Below are 23,978 nucleotides of genomic sequence, written 5' to 3' on the forward strand. Positions count from 1 at the left end.
CTCAGGTCGGCTACGCATCGTCGCCTTGGTGGGCCGTTACCCCACCAACTAGCTAATGCGCCGCAGGCCCATCCTCTAGTAGCAGATTGCTCCGCCTTTCATCCTTCCTTCAGGAGAAGAAAGGAATTATCCGGTATTAGCTACCGTTTCCGGTAGTTATCCCAGTCTACAGGGTAGGTTGCCTACGTGTTACTCACCCGTCCGCCGCTAAGCTTACCCCGAAGGATAAGCCCCGCTCGACTTGCATGTATTAGGCACGCCGCCAGCGTTCGTCCTGAGCCAGGATCAAACTCTCCAAATTGGTATTTAGAAAGAGCGATTCGCTCATTTTGAAACATCTGACGAGAATTAAAATTCTCATTTTGGAAGTCACTTGCGTGATTTCCGATACTCACTCGTTGTTCAGTTTTCAAAGATCAAGCTCGTTGTTGGCGTCGATCACCTCGTCACCAGCAACTTTTATAATATATCATGTTTATCAATCGAATGCAACACTTTTTTTCAAATATGTGAGCACTACTAATCAATTTACCATGATCCAGTACTTCAAACTCAACTTCCCGTTCGTGACTGGATTTATAATATACCATGCTGCATTCACTAAAGACAACCGCTAATATTTTCCAAATACCTCACAATATCCAAGCCTCTCTGTTTCATTATATAAATCCATGACTATTAAAGACTAAAAAGCGTGCCATGCGCGTGAAAACGCAGCATAGCACGCATAAGAAGAGCCAGTTCAGTTCATGTAACTATTAACGCGAAATCCATGGATTTTTGCTTTTCTTTACTGTGCTTTTACGCGAGCTTTGTTTGGAACGCTGCTTGGCAGAAGTATTATTGGAGCTGATGGTAGCTTGAGCTGATGTTTTCACTTTAGCAGAGGAGGCTTTTGTTTCTCCACCTTTGCTTTTTGCTGCCGGTTCGGATCTTTCCGCCTCAACAGCCTGTGGTACATCCTGTTGGATAAACTCAGGTTCTTGAATTTCAGGCACGCGGTTATGGGCATAGTTTTCCATTCCTGGGTACATCGGATAGGAGGGAATATTGGAAACCATCGGCCCGGAAAGCGTTCCTATCGGTGCTATATTGGACTTCGGCTCCATCCCTATTTCATAAGGTGAGATCATTCCCGGCTGAGGCTGCATATAGGCTGGATAGTTATTATACATAGGCTGCTCATACGAATACGGCTGGATTGGTTGAACAGGCATTCCACCGCCACAGCCGCAAGAAGGCCATGGAAGATTCATTGACTGTCCGCCGTATTGAGGCATAGCATATGATGGATTTTCGCTGACTGGACTGATGTTACTGTATTCCGGCGCCATATTTGGATGCCATGCTTCCGGATAATCAGCGGATGGATAAATATTTTCCGGATAGGAATACGGGGTCACACAATCCGGCATATAGGCAGCTGGTTGAATATAATTCGGAGCCGAATTCATGCCCATGACACCCATCGGCTCATAATACGGATATGCTGGCGGACAATCCATAAAATATGGATTCTCATATAGACCTGGATAGCCGGCTGATTTCTCGCATGGCGATACTTTATTTTCATACCAGGAAGTGGGCTGAACCTCCGATTTGGACTTTTCTTTCGGCATCTCAAAGGTCTTTGCTTCCTGTGCAGGAACAGAGATTTGGACAAACAGGCTTTGTTTTTCATGAATCACTTCATGAATAGGAGCTACTTCAGGAGCCTTGTTCACAATCGGAGCTACTTCGGGAGCTTTGTTCACAATCGGTGCTACCTCGGGAGCCTTGTTCACAATTGGAACTACTTCAGGAGCCTTGTTCACAATCGGTGCTACTTCGGGAGCTTTGTTCACAATCGGAGCTACCTCGGGAGCCTTGTTCACTATAGGAGCTACCTCGGGAGCCTTGTTCACTATAGGAGCTACCTCGGGAGCCTTGTTCACTATAGGAGCTACTTCAGGAGCCTTGTTCACATTAGGTGCAACCGCGTTGGGCTGCTCTTTAGGTCCCGTATATTCTTTTGCACCAAGATTTGGTTTGTTGATGGCTGTGGAGGCTATGGACTGGGGATTAGCGGCAGAATTATTTCCTTTCTTAGGAATATTGACGATTTCACCAACCATGAGAACATTCGGATTCTTCAACTGCGGATTGGCATCAATCATGTCCTTCAGTGTGATTCCCCAAGCTTTGGACAGCTTCCACAAGGTATCGCCTTGTTTGACGGTATGTTTGTAGAAGACCTCATTGTTATCAGGGACCGGAGTTGCGCCTGCAGGGATTTTGACTTTGTCACCAATGACAAGCACGTCAGGATTGCTGATTTGCGGGTTTGCCTCGATAATTGTTTGCAGCGGCACCCCATACTTTTGCGATAATGCATACAGCGAATCGCCTTGTTTGACAATGTGTATTTTCACGCAGCATTAACCTCCTAAATGTTTTGTGGGCCTTCTGGCCCTGAGAGCGGTCCAAATTGAATGGCTTTACCCCCAGCTTCGTTATAAGCGGTACAGCCGCCTCCTTCGTTACTACATCTTATGCAGCCCATAGGCGATTGACATCTATCACAACAAAAAAAATCCTTCCATGGCTGGCATGAAAGGATTGTTCCTGATATTCGTACTCTTCGGTTTATTCCCAGACCTTGTAGCCGTCTTTGTCTACGACATTGCGGAATTCCTCAAGCAGTTGCAGTGTAATTGGACCCGCTTGGCCTGCGCCGATAACCCGGCCGTCGATTTCGCGGGCTGCGATAACCTCGGCTGCTGTTCCGGTGAAGAAAACCTCATCCGCAATATACACATCATGCATGGTGAACGGCTCTTCCTTGAGCGTCAGCCCTAGCTTCGCACACAACTCAATGATGGCTAGTCGAGTAATACCTTCAAGCGCCCCTAGATAGCAAGGCGGGGTATAGACGATTCCTCTTTTGACGATAAAAATGTTGTCGCCTGAGCCCTCGGTTACATACCCTTGGGCATTCATCATAATCGCTTCGTCCGCTTCCGCCAGATTGGACTGGATTTTGACGAGGATGTTATTAAGATAGTTCAGGGATTTGATCTTCGGATTCAGTGCATCCGGAATATTGCGGCGCTGCGATACCGAAACCGCACGAAGACCATTCAGATATGCCTGCTCCGGATAGATGGCCAGTTGCTCCACGATGATGATTACGCTGGCTTTGGGACAACGGCGGGGATCAAGCCCCAAGTTGCCGACGCCGCGGGACACAATCAGTCGGATGTAGCCGTTGCGCATTTCGTTAAGACGAATGGTTTCAGCCATGGCCTCCAGCATCTCATCATAAGTCAGCGGAATATCCAGCATAATGGATTTGGCTGAATCATATAGCCGGTCCAGATGCTCCTTGCATTTAAAAATATTTCCGTTGTAAATACGGATACCTTCGAAAATGCCGTCACCATATAGAAATCCGTGATCAAAAACGGATACCTTTGCATTTTCCTTTGTTACGTGTTGTCCATCCAGATAGATCCATTGCTCAGCCATGAACTTACTGCACCTCCGCTTTCTCTTCTTCATAGGTGTATGTGGGATACGAGCCCAGAATCCGCACCTGGCAGCCCAAGGCCTCAATTTCCTCAATCGCCGCAGGCAGCAGGACCGATTCTATCGGTTCCAGCACATCAATATAGAAATAATAAGTACCTAACTTCTTCTTCGTTGGCCGTGACTCAATACGTGATAAATTCAGCCGCCGCCAAGCAAATGCTGACAGGACCTGATGCAGGGCTCCCGGAAAATCCTCCGGCAAGGTCACAAGGATACTTGTTTTGTCCCCGCTGCTCGCCCGGGGGAGCTCAAGCTTCTGCTGGCCTACCAGCACAAAACGCGTGTAATTGTTATTATGGTCCGTTACCCGCCGCTCTACAACCTCAAGCCCGTGGGTTGCCGCACCAAGGGCCGTGCCGATCGCAGCCCAGCCTTTGCCAGGATTATTCGAGACAATCTCCACTGCCTCGGAAGTGCTTCCGACCGACTCCAGTTCAGCCCAAGGGATATGCTTGCGGATAAACTGCAGACATTGCGCCATGGCGACAGGATGGGAAAGAATTTTAACCACTTTGGTGAAATCCTTATTCCCCCCGTTATCCGTAAACTCCCGAGGGTTGGCGATCAGATTCTGCACGGACGGAAAGATCCATTCCGCTTGCATCGGCAGATTCACTTCATTGATGAGCCAATCAATATGCAGGCTGACCGAGCCTTCAATCGTATTCTCAATTGGAATTACGCTGTAATCAGTCACTCCGCCCGCCGTAGCGAGAAAAACATCGGAGATCAGCTTATGATGCTCAAGCTTTAGAGGCTCATCACCAAACAAATACAACAGCGCTTCGTGCGATACCGAGCCCTGCGGCAAAACCGCTATTGATTTCATGACTGTTGTTCTCCTTTTATCATATCCAAAAATGATTCGCTTTGCATCCCGTTTCTTGCAAGCAGCTCTGTAGTAACACCCGCATTGCAAGGAGACAGCCAGCAGGTACGTGCCGGAATACCGTGTTCCTGCATCGTTTCCACAAGGAAACGCTCCAGCTCCTGCTTGCGGCGCTCCCGCCGGTCAACCATACAGAGTAGTGTAGGCCCTGCTCCGCTAAGCGCGATGCCAAGCGCCCCATGCTTCGGTGCTTCAGCGAGCAGCTTCTCCATACCGGGCACAAGCGGTGCGCGATATGGCTGATGCAAGCGGTCCTGCATCGCCCGGCCGATCAGATCAAGCCTGCCCGCAGCCAGCGCCGCTGTCAAAAGGGAAGTTCGGCTAATGTTATGGACAGCATCGCTTACCGTAATCTTGTCTGGAAGCACACCACGCGCCTTGGTGGTCGACAACTCAAATTCGGGAATGACGACCAGCACTTCAAGCTCCTGCGGCGGCTCAATCCGTATGTAATCGGCATGCTTACCATCCCAAACGGCTGTAATCATGCCGCCGAACAGCGATGCTCCGACGTTATCGGGATGCTTCTCCAGAGCGGTCGCCATATCAAACAGCTTGGCATTATCCAGCGGTGAACCTATCATAGCATTAGCCGCAGCCATTCCGCCAACAATCGCCGACGCACTGCTGCCAAGGCCCCTTGTGAGCGGTATCTCGGAATACATGGTGATGGAGAGCTCAGGAATTGTAACACCAGCTTCTGCAAATACCATTTGGGCTACCCGGTAGAGCAGATTGCTTTTGTCCCGGGGGACACCTGCCATCTCATCCCCGTAAAGGTGAAATACCGGTTCCGCAGCCTCTTCCATTTCGATCCAGGCATACAGCGACAGGGCCATGCCCAGCGTATCAAATCCCGGACCCAGATTGGCGGTACTGGCGGGTACTTTTACTCTAGACCTTCCGTACATACTCATAGCTGGTAGAATCTCCTTCATTATTATTGCGCGAAGCTAAAATCAGGGGTAGAATCCGGTGATCATCCTTCCACACGATAGTGGCTCTTGATACGGTGAATGACCTTGAGCTGCTCCAAATGCCGCATTACTTTGTTCATGCTCGCTTTGCTGGCATTGTGCGTTACTATAATAATTTCAGCGTCAGGATTATTCGGGTTGGCTTGCTGCACCACGGAATCAAGGCTGACCTCATACTCAGCAAACACCTGCGTAATTTTGGCCAGTACGCCCGCTTTGTCATCTACATGCAGCAGCAGAAAATTTTTATAAAAAATGTCTTCGTCACTTCTCAGCTTCATCTGCTTGTAAGGAACGATCTGCTTCAGTCCATTCACGCCCAGCTTCAGGTTCTTAATGACGGCGACCAGATCGGCTACGATGGAGGTAGCTGTCGGCATTGCGCCTGCCCCGGCTCCATAGAACATTGTTTCTCCCACGGCTTGACCGTAAACATACACCGCGTTGTAGACGCCGTTCACGGAAGCGATAGGATGGCTGGCGCGGATCATTGTGGGCTGTACACTGATGCTGAATTCGTCTTCCTGGCTCTCGGCGATGCCGATCAGCTTCATCTCATATCCAAGTCTTTTGGCAAAAGCGATATCCTCCTTGCTCACTCCGGAAATGCCCTTTACACTGACATCGCTCAGTTCGACATTCGTACGGAAGCCGAGGGTACCGAGAATGGCCATTTTGCGTGCAGCGTCTAAGCCTTCCACGTCAGAGGTCGGATCAGATTCGGCATATCCCAGCTCCTGCGCTTCCTTCAGCACATCATGATAGGAGGCACCTTCCCGGCTCATTTTGCTCAGTATGTAATTGGTGGTTCCGTTCACGATCCCCATAATCTTCATAATTTTATCTGAGGAGAATCCTTCAATAAGCGTGCGGATAATTGGAATCCCGCCAGCCACGCTCGCCTCGTAAAACACATCGCACTGCTTCTCCTGGGCCTTGGCCAGAATCTCCGAGCCGTGTAGCGCCATTAAATCCTTATTGGCTGTCACAATATGCTTGCCTCGCTCAAGTGCTTCAAGAATGTACTCTTTCGTTCCCGTGATTCCGCCCATCACCTCGACGATTACATCAATTTCGGGATCACGGATAACCGCCCAGGGATCATCGGTGATTATCGCAGCATCCACTTCAATATCGCGGGGCTTCTCGGTGTTCTTCACGGCAATACGTTCAATGAGAATCGGCGAGCCGACCTGACTGCTCAGATCCTCCTGATTCCCAACCAAGATACGGACCACTCCCGTACCCACTGTTCCCAGACCCAGCAACCCCACTTTAACCGGCTTCATTTGAATCCTCCTAAAAGTTATGTGCGTCTCAGCTTCACTGAATTACTTCTTGAATATACCGTATAAGCGTCTAGCCCTGCCCAATAATCAAAGCACGCTTCACTCCGGGGATCGCCTTCATGCTATCAAGCATATCACCCAATTCCTGATTCAAATGCGATATCTCTACAGAGATCACCACATTGGCCCGCCCCTGCAGCGGAATACTCTGATTAATCGTTAGCACGTTGGCGCCATGTACAGCAACACAGCCCAGAACCTTGGACAGCATGCCCGATTCATGCTCGAGATCAATGGAGATTGTGACAATCCGCTCGCGCTCCAGCTGATGAATCAAATGAATGCCATCCTTATATTTATAAAATGCGCTGCGGCTAAGCCCCACCTGTTCTACACCCTCATGCACTGTCTTGGCATCTCCCGCTTCAAGCAGCTGCTTGACCTGCATGGTCTTCAGCACGGCGTCAGGCAATATGTCCTCGCGGACCAAATAATAGCGCTCTTTCACGAACGTCCTCACCCCAAAGACTTTTGTGTTTTTATAGTGGACATTATACGGGATTTTGCCTGTAAAATGCAACAACTTTTTAGGTACCCAGCCAGCTTGAATTAGGTTTCTTCATGAAAAAATCGCCGATTGCATGTCCCTCTCAGGGAAACACAATCGGCGATTATATGCGGCATAAGCAGCCAGTGACTTAATAGTAGCTGCTGTTCTCAACAAATTCAAATTCAAAATCACCTATACGTACAATCGTGCCTTCTACCGCTCCGCGCTTACGCAGCTCTGCATCAACGCCCATATGGCGCAGTGTGCGGGCCAGCTTAAGAATGGCATCATGCGTGCTAAGCTGCATCCGCTTCAGCATCCGCTCGATACGAGGGCTGCTGACCACAAATGCATCATTGTCGCGGGTAATCGTGAAGGAGTTGTCCTCTTCCGCTTCAAGCTTATACACCTTGCGTTCCGAGGTTTCCGCTACCTCCTCAACAACAGGGGCAACCGGTATACTGTCAAGAATGTCCGCTGCACGGTAGAGCAGCTCCTGCACCCCTTGACGGGTAAGCGAAGAGATCGGCATGATCTCCAGATCCGGCCGGACTTCCGCCACACGTTCACGGAAAGCAATCAGGTTCTCCTCCGATTCAGGCATATCCATCTTATTCGCTGCCACAATTTGCGGACGGTCGGTCAGATTTGCATTGTATTGTCTCAGCTCATCATTGATTTTGACCCAATCGTCAAAGGGATCACGCCCTTCGGAGCCGGACATATCCACCACATGGATGATAATACGGGTACGTTCAACGTGACGCAGGAATTCGTGGCCAAGGCCAACCCCTTCACTGGCGCCTTCAATTAATCCCGGCAGGTCAGCCATGACAAAGCTACGGCTATCCCCAACATCGACCACACCCAGGTTCGGGGTTATCGTTGTAAAATGGTATGCTCCAATTTTGGGCTGAGCCGCAGAAACCACCGACAGCAGTGTGGATTTCCCCACGCTCGGGAAGCCCACAAGCCCCACATCGGCCATTACCTTCAGTTCCATGACGATATAACGTTCCTGACCTTCTTCACCGTTCTCCGCCAGTTCTGGCGCTGGATTGGCCGGTGTGGCAAAACGGGTATTTCCCCGTCCGCCCCGTCCGCCGCGGGCAACAACCACCTGCTGTCCATGACGGGTCATGTCGGCAATCACTTCTTGGGTATCATCGTCAATCAGTACGGTTCCCGGAGGGATGCGCACGATCATATGCTCAGCGTTCGCTCCATGCTGGCTTTTGTTGCGCCCTTTTACTCCGCGTTCAGCTTTGAAGTGGCGCTGGTAACGGAAATCCATCAGTGTGCGCAGGCCTTCGTCCACACGAAAAATAACATCGCCGCCACGCCCGCCGTCACCGCCGGCCGGTCCGCCTTCCGGCACATATTTCTCCCGGCGGAACGCCACGAGACCATCGCCGCCGTCGCCGCCTTTTACATAAATCTTGGCTTTATCTACGAACAATTATATTCACCTTCCTTACATCTCCAGCGGCAGCCGCAGCTTCACGCAGGCTTCGCCTCGTTTTGCCTGGTCCGCTTTAATGATTTTTCCTTGTACTATATTATAAATTTGCCCCTGCAGCAGCTCAGGATTGCCATGATCATCCTCGCTTTCGAAAGAGATAAGAATGTCTCCTCCATCCTGTGAAAAACCAAGGCGCAGCTTTCGCGTATCGCCCTGTGGAGCAAGTCCGCTGTACTGATAAGCCCTTACCGTCTGCATAATCACCGAAGTCAGCTCATCGCCCGTCTCCGGGCTAAGCTTGTCCTCCAGCTGCAATCCTTCCTCCACCTGCACTTCCAGCTCCAGACTGCTTCTGTAGGTGCGGAAAGATTGTAAATAGAACACCAGCGAAGGAATGCCGAGTTTTGAAATGCGGCTGTCCAGCGCGATCCGCTCCTTTATTCTTCCCACACACTCCAAGGATTTATCAGGCTTGCCCAGCTGGATATATCCGTAAAGCACTTGCAGATCGTTCATCCAATCATGACGATGATGATTCAGTGTCCGGTTCGCCGCCTGCTGCAGAGTTTTCTCCTGTAAACGCAGCTCCTCTTCAAAATGACGCCGGTTGTAAACAAAGCTGAAAGCAAGCACCGCTGCCACCCATACGCCGAGCAGCAGACATGTGAAAAGGGAGGTATGCCAATACACGAGACCTAAAGGAAGCAATACGGATAACATGACAGCCCAGACGATACTTTTCCAGGATTTCATTCTTTCTCCCCGTCCCTCAGTTCGCAAAATTCATGCCGATGTAACCGTTTCTTTTTGCTTGATATTTACCATTTTCCAGTATAACACAGGCTTTCTTCGCAGGTCACCAGCATTCAAAGCTTGAATTTTATAACTTCTTGTCTTTTGCAAAAAAGCCCCCGGCACTCATGCCGGAGGCTTCTACTTGCGATTAGTTCCGAAAGCTTACGCTTCCAGTGCCGCTGCTACCGGAGCGACATCAACCGGGTACACGCTCACTTTCTTGCGATCGCGGCCCCAACGTTCGAACTTCACTACACCGTCCACCAAAGCGAACAAGGTATCATCCTTACCGATGCCTACGTTCGTGCCTGGGTGAATTTTGGTTCCGCGTTGACGAACCAGAATGTTGCCGCCGGTTACTGCTTGACCGTCAGCACGCTTCACGCCAAGACGTTTCGAGTGGGAATCACGTCCGTTTTTTGTGGAACCTACACCTTTTTTCGATGCGAAAAACTGAAGATCCAATTTCAACATGTTGGTCAACCTCCTTCTTCAAATAATGACTTGCTGTATCTTAATATACTTCCCGTATGATTCTGCGATATCGCTGAGCATTACGACCATAGACTCCAGCAGCAGCTGAACCTTGGCGGAAACTTCGGGATTGTCCACCGGAACCAGGGTTCCGCTTAGAAATCCATCATCGGTTGAAGTGTCCAGAATAACGCCAGTCAGCTTCTCAATCGAGTTCACCGTTCCAAATGTAGCAGTGGAAACACCGGCACACACGATATCCCAGCCCTTCTTAGCGAACTCCGCATGCCCTTTTACAGTAAAACCGACAATCGCACCCTGATCAGACACCCGTGTAATCCGCACGTTAATCATTAACGCACCTTCTTACGCCTGGATCTTCTCGATAGTTACTTTAGTGTACGGTTGACGATGACCTTGCTTCTTGTGGTAGTTCTTCTTAGGTTTGTATTTGTAAACTACAACCTTCTGACCCTTACCATGTTTCTCGACTTTGGCTGTTACAGACGCGCCGCTTACCAGCGGAGTTCCTGCAGTCAGACCACCTTCGTTAGAAACAGCCAAGACACGGTCAAACGTTACGCTTGCGCCGTCTTCAGCTTCCAGCTTCTCAATGAACAACACATCGCCTTCTTGGACTCTGTATTGCTTACCGCCAGTTTCGATAATTGCATACATTGTACTTGCACCTCCTCATGTCTCAGACTCGCCTAGTCTAGGTGGCAAGTTCCCGTAGGAACCGCGCTTATGTACCCGATCGGAGCGGTTACAGCATGTGCAGGATTAGAATAACCAGACACATACTTAACGATATTATCATACTAATTATAGACAGTCAATAACATACCACGATAAAAAAACAGATTTTGTGCGGATTCACACTATTCCAGCCACGCGCCAACCTTGCCGGTTCCCCCGCAGCATTGACAAATTACCGGGGCAAAGCCTGCGGAATCATGCCTAGCCTTCTTGCGGGTCATCTCCAGAAGACCAAGATGGGTCCAGCCGAGAATATGCGTCTGAGTACGGTCACGGCTGATCACACCCTCCAGCCGTTCAGTAACCATCCTCCGGTGCTCTTCCTGCTCCATATCAATAAAGTCGATGATAATGATGCCCCCTGTATCCCGCAGCCGGATAAGCCGGCCGATCTCCTCCGCCGCCAGAAGATTCGTACGCGTCACAGTCTCCTCGAGTGTAGCTCCGCCGGTATATTGAGCCGTATTGACATCAATCACGGTAAGCGCCTCTGTCTCATCCCATATCAGCGTTGCTCCGCCCTCCATAGTGATTTTGCGGGCAAAGCTTCTGTGCAGCTGCTCCTGCACGCCATAGGCGGTGAAGATGGACTCCTGTCCACGGTAGAATCCAATAGGCTTGTACCTCCCGGGAGCCATATCATTCAGAAAAGCTTCCGCCTCGCGGACCGCTTTGGCCGAATCAATCATCAGCTCATCCTTCTGCGGATTGAACGCATCCCTGATGAACCGCTGGACAATGCTGAGGTCGCTATGCAGATGGGCTGGAGCCACAGCTTCTTGCGCCCGGCTGCTAATCATCTCCCACTGTGCGCGTAAAAAAGTTAAATCCCCCTCAACGGCCTCCACCGGCTCATCCTCCGATACAGTCCGCATGATAAGCCCCTCTTCCCGCCGCCGCAGCCGTTCACCGATTCCCTTCAGGCGGGCCCGTTCGGATTCACGGCTGATTTTTTTGGATACACCCACATACTCAGCAAAAGGCATGTATACCACCCAGCGTCCCGGAAGAGTATAGTGCGTCGTAACGCGCGCCCCTTTGCCGCCGCGCGGCTCTTTTCTCACCTGAACGACAATTTCCTGCCCGGGCTTAAGCAGCATCTCAATAGAGGGCTTAACCTCCGGCTGCTTCTCCAAGTGGGGAGGCAGAACATCATCTACATATAAAAAGGCGTTCTTCTTCTGTCCGATATCAACAAAAGCAGCCTGCATGCCTGGTAACACATTTACAACCCTGCCCTTATAATAGCTGCCGGCCAGTCCTTGCTGCTGATCGCGTTCAGCCGCATATTCCACAAGACTCCCATTCTCCAGAAGAGCCATTCGGGTAATAGACTGCGTGCAGTGAACGATCATTTGTTTCATGGCTTCACCTCTGGTTCACATTCCAAAATAAGAGGAAATCAATTTCTGCTCCGGCACAACGGCCACCACATTCTTCTCCTCATTCATTACATAGATAAAATGGTATTGGTTACGTTTAAATAGACGCAATATATCATCCAAAGGTTTCGCGGAAAAGGCTACTATCGGATGCGCGGCACTTCCCGACTGCTGATAACGCTCGTACGCGGACTCTCTATTCATCAAAAAAGCCACGAAACGGTATGGCAAATTACGCTGGTCTGTAAGATTCGAATACAGCAGGAACAAGCCGATCATCAGCAGGTTCAGCCGGAGTCCGCCGCCGCTGCCCAGCGGCAGCAACGCATAGACCAGAGCAAACGCACTGGCCACGATGCTTACTCTGCCGCTCCATAGCAACGTGAAGTAATACGGCAGCAGCAGGCTGAGGGCCGCTTGAAAGATTTTGCCCCCATCGAGGGGCAGGACCGGGAGAAGATTAAAAAGTGCGATAATGGCATTGGCCTGTATAAAATAAGCAAGAAACGCACTGCTGCCATACCCGATATGCTGGAGCCCAAGCGCCATAAGGATCATCACACCGTTCTGCAGCGGGCCGGCAAGCGCGATGCCGATCTCCCGGGCCGCAGTAAGGCGGCCGTGATCCTCCATAACAGCCACTCCCCCGAAAGGAAGCAATTGTACAGATTTCACCGTCACCCCGCTGAGCAAGGCAGCGCAGACATGTCCCATTTCATGGATCAATACAATCGTGAATAAAGTGAGCAGCTCCAGAAATTGCCCGGTGAGGACCGAAAAGAACATAATCAATACGAACAGGGGGTGCAGTGACAGCTCGATGCCCCGGATCCTAATCAAACGATACCACTTCGGCGGGATCAATATAAGTCTTGTCTTTCATAACCGCAAAAAAAAGCAGCGGAGCTGAAGCATTCTCCGTTTCCTGCAGCCATCCGATGCTGTCCCCGCTTTGCACCCAGTCATCAACCGCCAGCCTTGTCCCGCTCAAATGGCCGTATTCCGCCGTTATGTCTCCTGTATGGCGGACAGTTATCCGAATTCCGCCCTGCGCCTCTTTAGAAACGGACAACACGCGTCCGGTATCTACACTTTTCACTGTGAGCGTGCCGCTTGAATTTTCTTTGGGCATGATCTCCACACCTTTTAGTGCTGCCTCAAAAGGAAGTACGATGCTTCCCTCAATCGGGGCACTAAGCTCCGATTTGGCCGTTACCTTCTCAGCCGGCTCCTCTTTATCGCCAAACATCGGGATAAATGCCGGTGCTCCGCTAAAATGCTCCTCATACCAGACCTGGGCGGCGGCAAAATCCATATCTCTGCTGAGCGCATCGGTGATAAAGGCCTGCGCTTTCAGCGCCCAAGGCTCTCTAATGGCAAATATACCCCACACGGCGCCAAACACAATGATGCTTGCAATGAATCTCCGCATAAAACCGGAAACAAACCTCGGCTTGTCCCCGCCTCCCTCATCCATCCAGCCTCCGCGCCGCTGCTTCCATAGGGCCTCGGGGTCAGGTTCAGAGGGAGCCGAAGTATTATGCCTGGCTCCCGCTCCCCACTCCTTGAAGGTAGATGTCTGATCAGGCAGGGCAAACATCGGCGGCACTGCCGATGCTTGCGGGACATCCTCAAGCTCGAGCAGGCTGCGGATGCGATCCTTGCGGCGGCCTTTAATATTGGATTTCTGTTCCATATTCATCCCTCCGGCGGGCTTGTTTTACTATCATTTTATGAAGTATCCAAGCTGCTTTAGAACAAGCCCCGGCCGAGGTGGATTACAGAAATGCGGCAAATTGGGTTGTCGCAAAAAAATCCCGCCGCAGAGTTTACTGCTGGCGGGATCATGCGATAGATTGATCTTCTAATCATGCAGTATATACGTTCAGCCCATACCAAAGAACTTCTTAAATTTCTTGAATGCCCCCGGCTTGCGGTCTAGCTGCATAAGCGGTACGGCATCCCCGAGAATACGCCGGGCAATGTTGCGGTAGGCGATTGCCGCAGCCGAATCGGGATTCATAACCGTTGGCTCACCGCTATTCGCCGCCTTGATCACCAGCTCATCATCGGGAACAATTCCGATCAGATCAATATTCAGCACCTGCAGAATATCCTCAATATCGAGCATATCCCCTGATTTTATAAGCCCCGGCCGTATCCGGTTAACCACCAGCTTCGGCGACTCAACATGCGACTGCTCCAAAAGGCCAATAATCCGGTCTGCATCCCGCACCGCAGCATGCTCCGGCGTGGTAACGACAATAGCCTTATCTGCACCGGCAATGGCATTGCGGAACCCATGCTCGATTCCCGCCGGACAGTCAATCAGGATATATTCATATTCCTTCTTGAGCTCAAGCACAATATCCTTCACCTGCTCCGGTGTAACAGAGGTCTTGTCCTTCGTCTGAGCCGCCGGCAGCATGTACAGATCATCAAAGCGCTTGTCCTTGACCAGCGCCTGGTTAAGGCGGCAGCGGCCTTCTGCTACATCGACAAGATCATAAATGATGCGGTTCTCCAGCCCCATGACTACATCCAGATTCCGCAGTCCAATGTCGGTATCGACCAGACATACTTTTTTGCCCTGCAATGCAAGCGCGGTGCCAATATTGGCCGTTGTGGTTGTTTTACCCACTCCGCCTTTGCCCGAGGTTACGACAATCGCTTCTCCCATGGAGGCTACACCCCTTTAAACACATTTAAACCCTGACGTAATTTGACTATATTATGAATTTTGTCGATCTGCATAGCGCCGTCCGTTAAATAGGCAAATTCCATGCTGCTCTCCCGGGTTCCCCATTCATCCGGAGGGCGGCTGATTACATCGGCTATCCTCAGTTGTGTCGGTGACAGCAAAGAAGCAGCGATGATCGCCTCCTGATTGCCGTCTACACCGGCATGAGCCATTCCCCGGAGTGCTCCGAGAATATAAATATCACCGGTACAGGATATTGTCCCGCCCGGGTTCACATCGCCCAGAAACAGAAGATTCCCTTCATGGTGCAGCACCTGGCCGGAACGAAGCATTCCACTCATCAGAAACAGAGCATCCTCGTCCTTGTCGGAAGGCTCCTCTACAGCATCTATGGACCGGATCAGCAGGTTGCCCTGGCTTTTCAGAATGTCCAGCACGGCTTCCTTATCTTCCTCAGTTACAGCACGGCTGCCCAGCTTGATATCCACATGCATAATGGGTCCGGTCAAAATATTTTGATGACTGTGCTCCAGCTTATAGCGTAGCTCGCTTAAGAGATCTTCAAAGGGGCACTTGTCGTCGAGCAGGAAAACCAGGCCATCTTTGATGCCCTTTATCCTTACATGCTTGGATTGTACTGTCATATGCCTGTCCCCCCATTCTCATTCATTCGTGCCGGGCCAGGCAAATTCCTTCTTTCCCATGTAAGAAAATGTAGTCCGGCTCAAGCAGCCTCCTCCTTGCGGGTCTCTTTCTTCAGCAGCTCTAGTTGGCGCCGAAGAGGAACATAGAGGAGCAGGGCAATGACAAAATGAAACAACATCGTAGGCAGCATATGATGCAGCAGTGCCCAATTATAAGGAACCTGGCCTAAATTGAAGACGCTGTAAATCGCAAACAGCATGCTGTCCTCAAGAAGGCTGCCCAGCAGGATAACAGACATCATCAGCGGCAGCGGCGCACGCGGAAGCTGGAACACCAGGCCAATCAAATAAGCGGACAGCCCCATCGCAAAGGAATGGGCGCCAAGAATCCGGCCATAAAATACCACATCATGCAGCATTCCGAAGGATAAGCCAAGTATAAGTGCCGTATGACGGTGATGATATACCGTAACAAATAGAATCACGACAAAAACGAGATTGGGAATGATCCGCATCTCCCAGGCATCCGGTAGCAGCCAGGGCATAATCGTGCCCTCAATGATAAATAATAGAAACAACAGCAGAATTAAGACGGACCTGCGCATCTTCACTATTCGGCACGCTCCTCCGTAAAGACAACGAACAATTCCTTCCAATCCTGAAAACCCGCTGCCGGTTCGATGATTGCCGTTGAAGTTAATCCGTACTCTCCGACCTTAACGCTTTTGACTGTTCCAATCGTCATCCCGCGAGGGTACAATCCGCCAATACCGGAAGAGATGATGGTATCATTCACAGCAACCGGATTGCCTGCAGGAATCTTGTTCATCATCAGCATGCCGGTCTGCTGGTCGTAGGATTCAATCATGCCGAAGGTATTGCCTTCTTTGTTGAAGACCGTTGCAGCAATCGGCGGCTGGGAGTTCGGATCATTCACATCCATCATGGTCATTAGCTTCACCGTGGAAGTGAAATTGCTTACTTTGCTGATCACACCAACCAATCCCTCTACAGAGGTCACGGACATATTAGGCTTAATTCCGTCCTTTGACCCGAGATCAATAACAAGTGTGTTATTGCTAGGCTCGGTAGTCACGCTGACAACGTTGGCAATATGGTACTCATAATTGTACAGATTCTTCTGGGCCTGAGTAAATTTAAGATCTTTTTTGTATAGTTCATTCTGCGCCTTGATGAAATTATACTGAGCTTTATCCCGCGCATACTGGGCAGCCAGGATTCTGAGCTGCTCATTCTCCTCGGCAAGATCATGCAAATTCCCGATATCTTGGAACAAGCCCGCTACATATCCAGCGGGCTTGTAGAACAGATTCTGCACGAAACCGGTCGTATCTCTGAGAAAATTCTCCGGCCAGGACAAGGATTTCCTTGCCCCCAGACTGAACCCCATGACAACGATAAACATAACCAGTGTAATCAATAATATGAATAGACGTTTATTATTAAACAGCTTAAACAGTTTCAACACCCTCTAACAAACGTATTTCTCCCATATCAGGGGTTGACGTTCACATGCAGAACCGATGCTTATCGCTTGGAGCGAAGATTGGAGCCACTGCGGCTCTTGAAGAGATGAATATTCTCAAGGGCTTTGCCTGTTCCGATAACCACACAATCCAGCGGATTCTCGGCTACAATGACCGGCATTCCTGTCTCGCGGGCCAGCAGCTTATCCAGATTGCGCAGCAGCGCTCCCCCGCCCGTAAGAACAATACCGCGGTCCATAATGTCGGCTGCCAGCTCCGGCGGACATTTCTCCAGCGTTACCTTAACAGCTTCCATAATCGAATTAACGGTATCCGATAATGCTTCGCAAATTTCGTCAGATGTAATGGTCAGCGTCTTCGGCAGTCCGGTCACGAGATCACGGCCCCGGATTTCCATCGTCTCAGCCTTCTCAAGCGGAAGGGCAGAGCCTATATCCATCTTAAGCTGCTCTGAAGTGCGTTCTCCAATCATCAGGTTGTACTGGCGTTTGATATATTGAATGATGGACTCATCCGCCTCATCTCCGGCCACTCTTACAGAACGGCTGGTTACGATACCGCCCAAGGAGATTACGGCCACTTCGGTGGTGCCTCCGCCGATATCCACAACCATACTGCCTGTTGGCTCCCACACCGGGAGATCCGCACCGATGGCAGCGGCAAAAGGCTCCTCGATAATGTAAGCCTCACGCGCTCCCGCCTGCTTCGTAGCATCTTCAACTGCACGCTGCTCAACAGCGGTAATACCGGATGGAACACAGACCATCACATTCGGATGGCGCTGGAACATAGAGCGCTGTTTCTGCGCCTGGCGGATAAAATATTTAATCATTGTAGCCGTGGTATCAAAATCGGCAATTACTCCATCCTTCATTGGACGAATGGCCCGGATATTTCCCGGCGTACGGCCGATCATTTTTTTGGCAGATTCGCCTACGGCTTCTATCGACTTGGTATCTGTATTAATGGCCACAACGGAAGGCTCTCTGACAACGATCCCCTTGCCGCGTACATAGACTAGCGTATTCGCTGTCCCCAGATCAATTCCTAAATCTTTCGTAAAACCACCTAACATGCTTGTATTCTCCTTTTCCTTGTGTATCTGGACAATTATATTACATAAAGCCTTTTTCCTTCAAACTTACAAAGCTGCCGTCACCAATGATCAGGTGGTCCAGCACGTCGATTCCGACAATTTCACCAGCCTGGAGCAATCTTGAGGTGAGAGAAATGTCCTCCGGGCTTGGCGTAGGATCGCCGCTCGGATGATTGTGTGCGCATATAATAGCTGCGCTGCTGCATTTCATAGCTGCCCGAAACACCTCGCGGGGATGCACAATGGAGGCGTTGAGGCTGCCCATGGATAATGTCTCCTGCGCAATAACATGATTCTTCGTATTCAGAAAGAGACAGACAAAATGCTCCTTCTGCAAATAACGCAGTTGCTCGGTCAGAATCTCCGCCGCGTCCTTCGGACTGCGGATGATGACCGGTTCGGTAAGCCGGGAGTTTGCCATACGTCTCCCCAGCTCTATGCCAGCTTTCAGTTGCACGGCCTTGGCAAGACCGATGCCTTTGATATTCGTCAGTTCTTCAATACTCAGGTCCGCCAGCCCGCGGAGACCTCCTGCCTGTCCCAGCATCCGCTGGGCAATATGAATAGCCGATTCCGACCGCGTACCTGTACGCAGCAGAATGGCCAGCAGCTCCGCCTGGCTAAGTGATTCCGCCCCATAGTGCATCATGCGCTCTCGTGGTCGTTCTTCATGGGGGAGGTCCCGCAGCATAAGTAATTGCGTCTCCATCCCTATCCCTCTTTCCTATTGCGCTCCTTGACGGCCCAGCACAGAAATGCCAAAGCTGGACAGCATGCTCCCCAGCAGCGAAAGCGGCAATCCGACCACGTTAAAATAGCAGCCGTCAATCCGTTCCACCAGTGTGGCGCCCAGTCCTTGAATCCCATAAGAGCCGGCCTTGTCGGCTGGCTCCCCGGTAGCAATGTAGGCGGTAATTTCCTCTTCGCTCATCTCTCTCATGGTTACAGAGGTTACACGGTGCTCAACTACAGTTCTGCCTTCCGTCCCGATGCAAGCGACTCCGGTGTATACCTGATGGGTCTTGCCCTGAAGCATCCGCAGCATGTTTCTGCTGTCTTGCCGGTCTACCGGCTTGCCAAGCACCTTATCATCGAGCACGACAATCGTGTCGCTGCCAATGATAAGAGCACTCTGCTCTCCCACGGCATGCATGGTGGCTTCTGCTTTACGCAAAGCCAGAATGCGCACAATTTCCTCCGGCGTCAAGCCCGGTGGCGTGCTCTCATCAGCGTCGCTAACCATTACCTCGAAGGGCAAGCCCAGAAGAGATAACAGCTCCCGGCGGCGCGGCGAGCCCGAAGCAAGAATAATAAGACGTGAGTTGTCATGCTCCACAGTATAAACGTCCCTTCTGAATTCAGCAGCGAATGCTATAGTCTCCGGTAGAGCCACAGGGCTATGATAATACCGGCTAGGCTGAGCAAGCACAATTTCAAATGAATAGTGATGTCATAGGATATGATGTCCAAATCGGCTTGCGGCGACCATTTAAGTACAGTCGAGGTTGTAAGAAAAGACAGAGCTCTCACGGGCTCCAGCAGCTTGGCGATCCACGCCCCGGCCAGCCAGCCCAGAATAAGAAATAACAGCAGTATACCTACATTTTTCTTCTTCATCTAAGTCTTCCCTCGCCATTTTTTGACACCCTAATTATTATACGGTGAAACGGAGTTCAATACAAACGCAAAATCCGGTACGGAAATGATTACCACTCGGGCAGCAAAAAAATCCCCCGCCCGGCGGAAAACCGTAAGCGGAGGATCTCCATAACATATTCATTTGTACACTCATTCAGCAAGCAGGGACAGCAGGCGCTTCTGTCCGGTGAGGAAGCTCATCATGGCTTCCTGCACCTCCCACAGATGGCCTTGGGCTTTGTTCTTCTTATACTCGTTCAGTGCGGAAATCCCCTGGCTCATGGATTTCTCAAGCTCTGCGCAAAGATTCCGGGCTTCTGCTGGCAATCCGGGCTCAAGCGTCTTAACCGCTTCGGTCCACTGCATGTGAAGATCGCTGACCGCCGAGCTGTCAGCTGCCTGGCCCTGTCCGCTTAACAGCGAAGCCGACAGTCCGCTCATTTCATTCAGCAGCTTCCCGCTGGCAGCGAAATAGCTGTTCACCGGTTCAGCCTTTCCCGCATAGGCAGCTTGTTCTACAGCCGGGAGTGTCACCCCTCTTACATAAAGCTCGATTCCTTGATTCTTCAGACCGCTGCTGAGCAGCTTGGCCTGCTCGCGGTCAGGCGACATGCCGGCATACACCCGGTTGCCGTCCGCAGGGTCGAGAGCCGCGGCAAGACCGGTATCCAGCAGATCCTGCCTTGCCTGCTCCGCACCCGCCGGTGTGCTGAAGACACCGTATTGCAGGAGATAATAGCTTTGTGCCGCCACTTGTACGGGAATCCGGCTTACTCCGTCTTTTGCGGTACCGGAAGGCCCGGAGTCCGTATTTCCTGCCAAGGTCTGTCCATCTGCCGCGGTCGTACCGTTCTGCACAACAGCCGAGTCCACTTTGGTATTGCCGCCTCCCCCCGCCAGGCTTCCTCCGCCTATAAAAGATAAAGCGGCATATCCGAGCAGCACACCGGTTCCTAATGCACCCGTTATGGCAAGGGCAAGCTTCCACCAATAGGAGGGACGGCGGGTATGATAGCTGCCGCTGTAGCCACCCCCGGACAGCGGAATATCGCCGAAAGACTCAGCCTCTGTTTTCCATTCACCGGACCGGTACCGCTCCCCGTATTCATCCTCAGGGTCACCTTGAGGAACAAGTGGATAACGCGGCTCCCGCTCCCATAAATCAGGCGCATGACCAGAGCGAAAGAACGACTGCCTTGTATCATCAAGCTCTCTGAACCCTTCCCCCCGTTCCTGCCTGCGGAGGTCAATAAGATCATACTCGCCAAGTTCTACTAAATGCCCTGCCTGCTCAGCCTCAGAATCAGTATCAATTGACCGCCGCCGCAACTCGGCCTCCCGCCGCAGCTCTATTTCCGCGTACTCCTTGGCTGTTCCCAGCCCTGCTGTTGACCTGCGCTCCAGCGGCTCAGGTCTGCTCTTCTCCCTATCCACATCAAACCGGAATGTCATTCTTCCGTTACTCAAGCGCCTACACCTCACTGTCGTCTATTCTATAAAGAAATATATGATAGACGAGAGGAAGATATGCTATTTTGCTATAATTACACCAGACTTAGCACTTTAGCCTTAACTTTCTTCAGCTCATAGTGCTTGAGCAGCGTCCGGTAAGCCCGCTCCGCGATGATGGAACCAAGCTCGGGTGTCTGCAGCAGCTTCACCACATGATCGGCAATCCCCTCGGCAGTGTCTGCCAGCAATATATTCCGCCCATTTTCGCAGATTAATTGCTCCGCGCCCTTCGGACTTGTCACCACTGGAGTCCGAAGCGCCCAGGCTTCAAGAATCTGCATCAGTTCTCCGTATCCCTCACGCAAAGAGGCAATAACCGCTTTCGACCGGCGTATATAATCCGCAGCAAGCCCGACTTCTTGGGCGATCACAACAGAGGAATCCGCTTTGGCCAGTTCCAGAAGCTCCGGGTGCACATCCGCCCCCATTATGTAACACTTGCAATCCGGTATTTCGGCCTGAATTAAAGGATATATCTTCCTGTAAAATAATAGGCCGGCATTCTTCCCCTTAACGGTATGCATGTTCCAATGGAGCACAATCCCGTTCTCTTTGCGGGCAGGCTCAGAATACTGATATTCCTGCAGATTAACAAAAGGCGGAATGACATGCACCTTTCCGGCGTCGGCAAAGGATAAAGCCTTGAAGGACAAAGCATCCCACTCGGAAGCCGTCAGCAAGAGGCCGGTCTTATTCACTAGCTTGAGCTCATCCCGGCGGACCCGTGCCGCATTTATCTTATGGTAATGTTGCTTAATCCCCCGCTTGCCTATCCCTTCCCTACCCGCAGGTCTCCTCAAGGTCCGTTGAGCATCCGTAATAATGACCGCTCCGGGAAGCAAAGAAGCAACCATATCAATACAGTTCGCCAGCAGTCTGTGTGATATAAACACATGGCTGTAGGTATGGAGGCCGCACAGCTCCTTGATCCTGGTCCGCAAATGTTTACCGGCGTCTGCCGGATCAGTGCCGGAACGCAGCCTGTTCAGCGTACGCAGCAGCGGCCCTCCGGGCGTAGAGATCCGATTGACCCGGTGGACGGTAAGAGCAGGTACGGAACCGGTTAGCAGCTCCTGCTCGCAATGGCAATACTCCAGGAGATCAATATCGAATTTCTCCAATAGGATATTAAGAAAATTTTCTGTTCTGAGTTCATCTCCAAGATTCTCGCCACATTGATTCCGGGCTGACAGGAAGAGCATTCTCTTTCTCATGGCTTTAGCTCCTTATTTCTATGAAAACTATCTATGCAAACAAATATGCAGAAAAAAAGCAGACTGGGGACCATCCCGCCGCTTTTTATGAAACTTTAGATGTAGATCAATAGTAGCGCATTTTCGCCCAAATGTATGTCGATTTATAGGGTAAAAAATATTTTTTTGTGAAAAATACACAAACTCAAACGAAACGGAGCAGTTTTTCCCTGACACTACCCGCTTCGTAATAGGCAAGCAGCGTTTCGTATGCATGGTCCGCCAGCACTATTCCCCGTTCATGATCCTGTAGGAGCTGAACCACACTGTCTGCAAAGGCTACCGGATCATCGGCAATCACTATGTTTCTGGAATGCTCATAGCGCAGGCCCTCCGCTCCCTTTGAGCTTGATACTACAGGTGTTTTAAGCGCCCAGGCCTCCAGAATTTTCAGACGTGTCCCGCTTCCTTCCCGCAGGGGAGCAATGACAACCTGAGCTTTGCGCACATAGTCGGCCACACTGTCAACGTAACCGGTGATTACGATGGAGGAGTCTTTTTCAGCCAGAGCCGCGACCTCCGGGTGCACATCCCGGCCAACGATATACCACTTGATCTCCGGCACCTTCGCCTTCACGAGCGGATAGATATCGCGGTAGAAATAAGTGGCTGCGTTAACATTTGGAAAATAGTTCATGTTGCCCGGTAAAATAATCCACTTTTCTTTGGGGATATTCTTCTTTGCAGGATAATCCTCCAGACGAATAAAGTTCGGAATGACTTGAACCTTGCTTGAATTTGCGGGCGATAGCGCCTTGAAGGCCAAAGCGTCCTGCTCCGAGGTGGTCAGCAGCAGATTTGTTTTATTCATCAGCTTCAATTCATCCCGCCGTGTCCATAAAGCGTTAAGCGAATAAAACAGCTTGGCAAGCCCCTGCTTTTTCTCTGCAAGCTGTGCGGACAGGCCGCTCTCGAAATTGTGGGCATCGGTAACAATGACGGCCCCGGGCAGCGTTTGCCTGACAATATCAATACAGCTCCCAAGGAGGCTATGTGATATAAATACATGACTATAATTAGTCTGGCGGCTGAGCTCATTAATCCGGCTGCGCATATCTACGTCTGCATGACTCATATAAGAGCTGTTGCGCCATTTATATAACGAACGGAGCATGGCCTTGCGGTAATTCATTGTGCGTTCAACCTCATGTACGGAAAGGGCTGGCACTCCTTTTTTCTCTGCTGCGGGCTTTTGATTGCGGTAGGTTAACAGGTCCACATCATATTTAGCCAGTAAAATATTCAGGATATTGCCCGTTCTCAGCTTGCCGCCGCTGTCTTGCGGAAATGGGTTCTCTGCAGAAATAAACAACATTTTCTCCCTCATGTCTTCGTCTCCTACTCTCATAGTTTCTATATCTCTGTCCGCGCCGCTAAGCGTCTAGCATATATTACCCCAAAGTGCATCCTGTTTTTGTCGTTTTGTGGATTTTTCAAAAATATTTTTCCATAAAAAAGAAACGGCATAACCACCCTTAT

At 50.8% G+C, this 23,978-nt stretch carries 25 protein-coding genes, 1 rRNA gene and 1 other annotated feature; all 26 genes read right to left on the reverse strand.

Features of this window, described 5'->3' with window-relative positions:
- Window positions 1-301 (reverse strand): 16S ribosomal RNA (locus ACX1DY_RS24740); the annotation flags it as partial.
- A 457-nt stretch (window positions 302-758) separates the two neighbouring features.
- Window positions 759-2,411, reverse strand: coding sequence for a LysM peptidoglycan-binding domain-containing protein (locus tag ACX1DY_RS24745; RefSeq protein ID WP_458966863.1), 1,653 nt, complete (start codon window positions 2,409-2,411; stop codon window positions 759-761).
- Between the two features lie 214 nt (window positions 2,412-2,625).
- Window positions 2,626-3,507 (reverse strand): branched-chain-amino-acid transaminase, encoded by an 882-nt coding sequence (gene ilvE / locus ACX1DY_RS24750; RefSeq protein WP_458966864.1) that lies wholly within the window; start codon window positions 3,505-3,507, stop codon window positions 2,626-2,628.
- Window positions 3,508-3,511: 4 nt separating this feature from the next.
- Window positions 3,512-4,399: a prephenate dehydratase gene (gene pheA, locus ACX1DY_RS24755; RefSeq protein ID WP_458966865.1), complete on the reverse strand. Its 888-nt coding sequence runs from the start codon at window positions 4,397-4,399 to the stop codon at window positions 3,512-3,514.
- Window positions 4,396-5,376: a homoserine kinase gene (thrB, locus tag ACX1DY_RS24760; RefSeq protein ID WP_458966866.1), complete on the reverse strand. Its 981-nt coding sequence runs from the start codon at window positions 5,374-5,376 to the stop codon at window positions 4,396-4,398. The genes pheA and thrB overlap by 4 nt, the downstream gene beginning before the upstream one ends.
- Window positions 5,377-5,438: 62 nt before the next feature.
- A complete protein-coding gene (locus ACX1DY_RS24765) occupies window positions 5,439-6,725 on the reverse strand; it encodes a homoserine dehydrogenase (RefSeq protein ID WP_458966867.1) in 1,287 nt (428 codons plus the stop codon).
- 70 nt (window positions 6,726-6,795) lie between these two features.
- Window positions 6,796-7,233, reverse strand: a complete 438-nt coding sequence (locus ACX1DY_RS24770; protein WP_458966868.1) for an ACT domain-containing protein — start codon at window positions 7,231-7,233, stop codon at window positions 6,796-6,798.
- Between the two features lie 190 nt (window positions 7,234-7,423).
- Window positions 7,424-8,734: a GTPase ObgE gene (gene obgE / locus ACX1DY_RS24775; RefSeq protein WP_458966869.1), complete on the reverse strand. Its 1,311-nt coding sequence runs from the start codon at window positions 8,732-8,734 to the stop codon at window positions 7,424-7,426.
- Window positions 8,735-8,749: 15 nt separating this feature from the next.
- Window positions 8,750-9,490, reverse strand: coding sequence for a Spo0B domain-containing protein (locus tag ACX1DY_RS24780; RefSeq protein ID WP_458966870.1), 741 nt, complete (start codon window positions 9,488-9,490; stop codon window positions 8,750-8,752).
- 204 nt (window positions 9,491-9,694) lie between these two features.
- Entirely contained in the window at window positions 9,695-10,006 is a 312-nt protein-coding gene (rpmA, locus tag ACX1DY_RS24785) for a 50S ribosomal protein L27 (RefSeq protein ID WP_019908993.1), read from the reverse strand.
- An 18-nt stretch (window positions 10,007-10,024) separates the two neighbouring features.
- Window positions 10,025-10,360, reverse strand: a complete 336-nt coding sequence (locus ACX1DY_RS24790; protein WP_019908992.1) for a ribosomal-processing cysteine protease Prp — start codon at window positions 10,358-10,360, stop codon at window positions 10,025-10,027.
- 12 nt (window positions 10,361-10,372) lie between these two features.
- On the reverse strand, window positions 10,373-10,684 hold the full coding sequence (gene rplU / locus ACX1DY_RS24795; protein WP_019908991.1) for a 50S ribosomal protein L21: 312 nt from the start codon (window positions 10,682-10,684) through the stop codon (window positions 10,373-10,375).
- A 14-nt stretch (window positions 10,685-10,698) separates the two neighbouring features.
- Window positions 10,699-10,784, reverse strand: a sequence feature (ribosomal protein L21 leader region).
- A gap of 103 nt (window positions 10,785-10,887) precedes the next feature.
- Entirely contained in the window at window positions 10,888-12,129 is a 1,242-nt protein-coding gene (locus tag ACX1DY_RS24800) for an Rne/Rng family ribonuclease (RefSeq protein ID WP_458966871.1), read from the reverse strand.
- A gap of 15 nt (window positions 12,130-12,144) precedes the next feature.
- Window positions 12,145-12,987: a M50 family metallopeptidase gene (locus ACX1DY_RS24805; protein ID WP_458966872.1), complete on the reverse strand. Its 843-nt coding sequence runs from the start codon at window positions 12,985-12,987 to the stop codon at window positions 12,145-12,147.
- A complete protein-coding gene (locus tag ACX1DY_RS24810) occupies window positions 12,980-13,843 on the reverse strand; it encodes a peptidoglycan DD-metalloendopeptidase family protein (protein ID WP_458966873.1) in 864 nt (287 codons plus the stop codon). The genes ACX1DY_RS24805 and ACX1DY_RS24810 overlap by 8 nt, the downstream gene beginning before the upstream one ends.
- A gap of 189 nt (window positions 13,844-14,032) precedes the next feature.
- Entirely contained in the window at window positions 14,033-14,827 is a 795-nt protein-coding gene (gene minD, locus ACX1DY_RS24815; protein WP_458966874.1) for a septum site-determining protein MinD, read from the reverse strand.
- 5 nt (window positions 14,828-14,832) lie between these two features.
- On the reverse strand, window positions 14,833-15,492 hold the full coding sequence (minC, locus tag ACX1DY_RS24820) for a septum site-determining protein MinC (RefSeq protein WP_458966875.1): 660 nt from the start codon (window positions 15,490-15,492) through the stop codon (window positions 14,833-14,835).
- Window positions 15,493-15,572: 80 nt separating this feature from the next.
- Window positions 15,573-16,103, reverse strand: a complete 531-nt coding sequence (mreD, locus tag ACX1DY_RS24825; protein WP_458966876.1) for a rod shape-determining protein MreD — start codon at window positions 16,101-16,103, stop codon at window positions 15,573-15,575.
- The gene (mreC, locus tag ACX1DY_RS24830) at window positions 16,103-16,981 is read right to left on the reverse strand and encodes a rod shape-determining protein MreC (protein WP_458966877.1); all 879 of its coding nucleotides are present in this window, start codon (window positions 16,979-16,981) and stop codon (window positions 16,103-16,105) included. The genes mreD and mreC overlap by 1 nt, the downstream gene beginning before the upstream one ends.
- Before the next feature lie 59 nt (window positions 16,982-17,040).
- A complete protein-coding gene (locus ACX1DY_RS24835; protein ID WP_458966878.1) occupies window positions 17,041-18,075 on the reverse strand; it encodes a rod shape-determining protein in 1,035 nt (344 codons plus the stop codon).
- Between the two features lie 40 nt (window positions 18,076-18,115).
- Complete coding sequence (gene radC, locus ACX1DY_RS24840; protein WP_458966879.1) at window positions 18,116-18,805, reverse strand: RadC family protein; 690 nt, start codon at window positions 18,803-18,805, stop codon at window positions 18,116-18,118.
- 15 nt (window positions 18,806-18,820) lie between these two features.
- Window positions 18,821-19,432, reverse strand: a complete 612-nt coding sequence (locus tag ACX1DY_RS24845) for a Maf family protein (protein ID WP_458966880.1) — start codon at window positions 19,430-19,432, stop codon at window positions 18,821-18,823.
- 35 nt (window positions 19,433-19,467) lie between these two features.
- Window positions 19,468-19,713, reverse strand: coding sequence for a DUF4321 domain-containing protein (locus tag ACX1DY_RS24850; RefSeq protein ID WP_458966881.1), 246 nt, complete (start codon window positions 19,711-19,713; stop codon window positions 19,468-19,470).
- Window positions 19,714-19,884: 171 nt separating this feature from the next.
- Window positions 19,885-21,201, reverse strand: coding sequence for an SPOR domain-containing protein (locus ACX1DY_RS24855; protein ID WP_458966882.1), 1,317 nt, complete (start codon window positions 21,199-21,201; stop codon window positions 19,885-19,887).
- A 77-nt stretch (window positions 21,202-21,278) separates the two neighbouring features.
- Window positions 21,279-22,460, reverse strand: a complete 1,182-nt coding sequence (locus ACX1DY_RS24860; protein WP_458966883.1) for a glycosyltransferase family 4 protein — start codon at window positions 22,458-22,460, stop codon at window positions 21,279-21,281.
- 184 nt (window positions 22,461-22,644) lie between these two features.
- Window positions 22,645-23,826: a glycosyltransferase family 4 protein gene (locus ACX1DY_RS24865; RefSeq protein ID WP_458966884.1), complete on the reverse strand. Its 1,182-nt coding sequence runs from the start codon at window positions 23,824-23,826 to the stop codon at window positions 22,645-22,647.
- Window positions 23,827-23,978 lie beyond the last annotated feature (152 nt).

The sequence above is a fragment of the Paenibacillus sp. BAC0078 genome (genome assembly GCF_054483875.1).

What these genes read in the sequence shown, in the direction of transcription:
- ilvE (WP_458966864.1), bottom strand. Translation starts at nt 3,507, where the DNA reads ATGGCTGAGCAATGGATCTATCTGGATGGACAACACGTAACAAAGGAA.
- pheA (WP_458966865.1), bottom strand. Translation starts at nt 4,399, where the DNA reads ATGAAATCAATAGCGGTTTTGCCGCAGGGCTCGGTATCGCACGAAGCG.
- thrB (WP_458966866.1), bottom strand. Translation starts at nt 5,376, where the DNA reads ATGAGTATGTACGGAAGGTCTAGAGTAAAAGTACCCGCCAGTACCGCC.
- ACX1DY_RS24765 (WP_458966867.1), bottom strand. Translation starts at nt 6,725, where the DNA reads ATGAAGCCGGTTAAAGTGGGGTTGCTGGGTCTGGGAACAGTGGGTACG.
- ACX1DY_RS24780 (WP_458966870.1), bottom strand. Translation starts at nt 9,490, where the DNA reads ATGAAATCCTGGAAAAGTATCGTCTGGGCTGTCATGTTATCCGTATTG.
- rpmA (WP_019908993.1), bottom strand. Translation starts at nt 10,006, where the DNA reads ATGTTGAAATTGGATCTTCAGTTTTTCGCATCGAAAAAAGGTGTAGGT.
- ACX1DY_RS24790 (WP_019908992.1), bottom strand. Translation starts at nt 10,360, where the DNA reads ATGATTAACGTGCGGATTACACGGGTGTCTGATCAGGGTGCGATTGTC.
- rplU (WP_019908991.1), bottom strand. Translation starts at nt 10,684, where the DNA reads ATGTATGCAATTATCGAAACTGGCGGTAAGCAATACAGAGTCCAAGAA.
- ACX1DY_RS24800 (WP_458966871.1), bottom strand. Translation starts at nt 12,129, where the DNA reads ATGAAACAAATGATCGTTCACTGCACGCAGTCTATTACCCGAATGGCT.
- ACX1DY_RS24810 (WP_458966873.1), bottom strand. Translation starts at nt 13,843, where the DNA reads ATGGAACAGAAATCCAATATTAAAGGCCGCCGCAAGGATCGCATCCGC.
- minD (WP_458966874.1), bottom strand. Translation starts at nt 14,827, where the DNA reads ATGGGAGAAGCGATTGTCGTAACCTCGGGCAAAGGCGGAGTGGGTAAA.
- minC (WP_458966875.1), bottom strand. Translation starts at nt 15,492, where the DNA reads ATGACAGTACAATCCAAGCATGTAAGGATAAAGGGCATCAAAGATGGC.
- ACX1DY_RS24835 (WP_458966878.1), bottom strand. Translation starts at nt 18,075, where the DNA reads ATGTTAGGTGGTTTTACGAAAGATTTAGGAATTGATCTGGGGACAGCG.
- radC (WP_458966879.1), bottom strand. Translation starts at nt 18,805, where the DNA reads ATGGAGACGCAATTACTTATGCTGCGGGACCTCCCCCATGAAGAACGA.
- ACX1DY_RS24850 (WP_458966881.1), bottom strand. Translation starts at nt 19,713, where the DNA reads ATGAAGAAGAAAAATGTAGGTATACTGCTGTTATTTCTTATTCTGGGC.
- ACX1DY_RS24860 (WP_458966883.1), bottom strand. Translation starts at nt 22,460, where the DNA reads ATGAGAAAGAGAATGCTCTTCCTGTCAGCCCGGAATCAATGTGGCGAG.
- ACX1DY_RS24865 (WP_458966884.1), bottom strand. Translation starts at nt 23,826, where the DNA reads ATGAGGGAGAAAATGTTGTTTATTTCTGCAGAGAACCCATTTCCGCAA.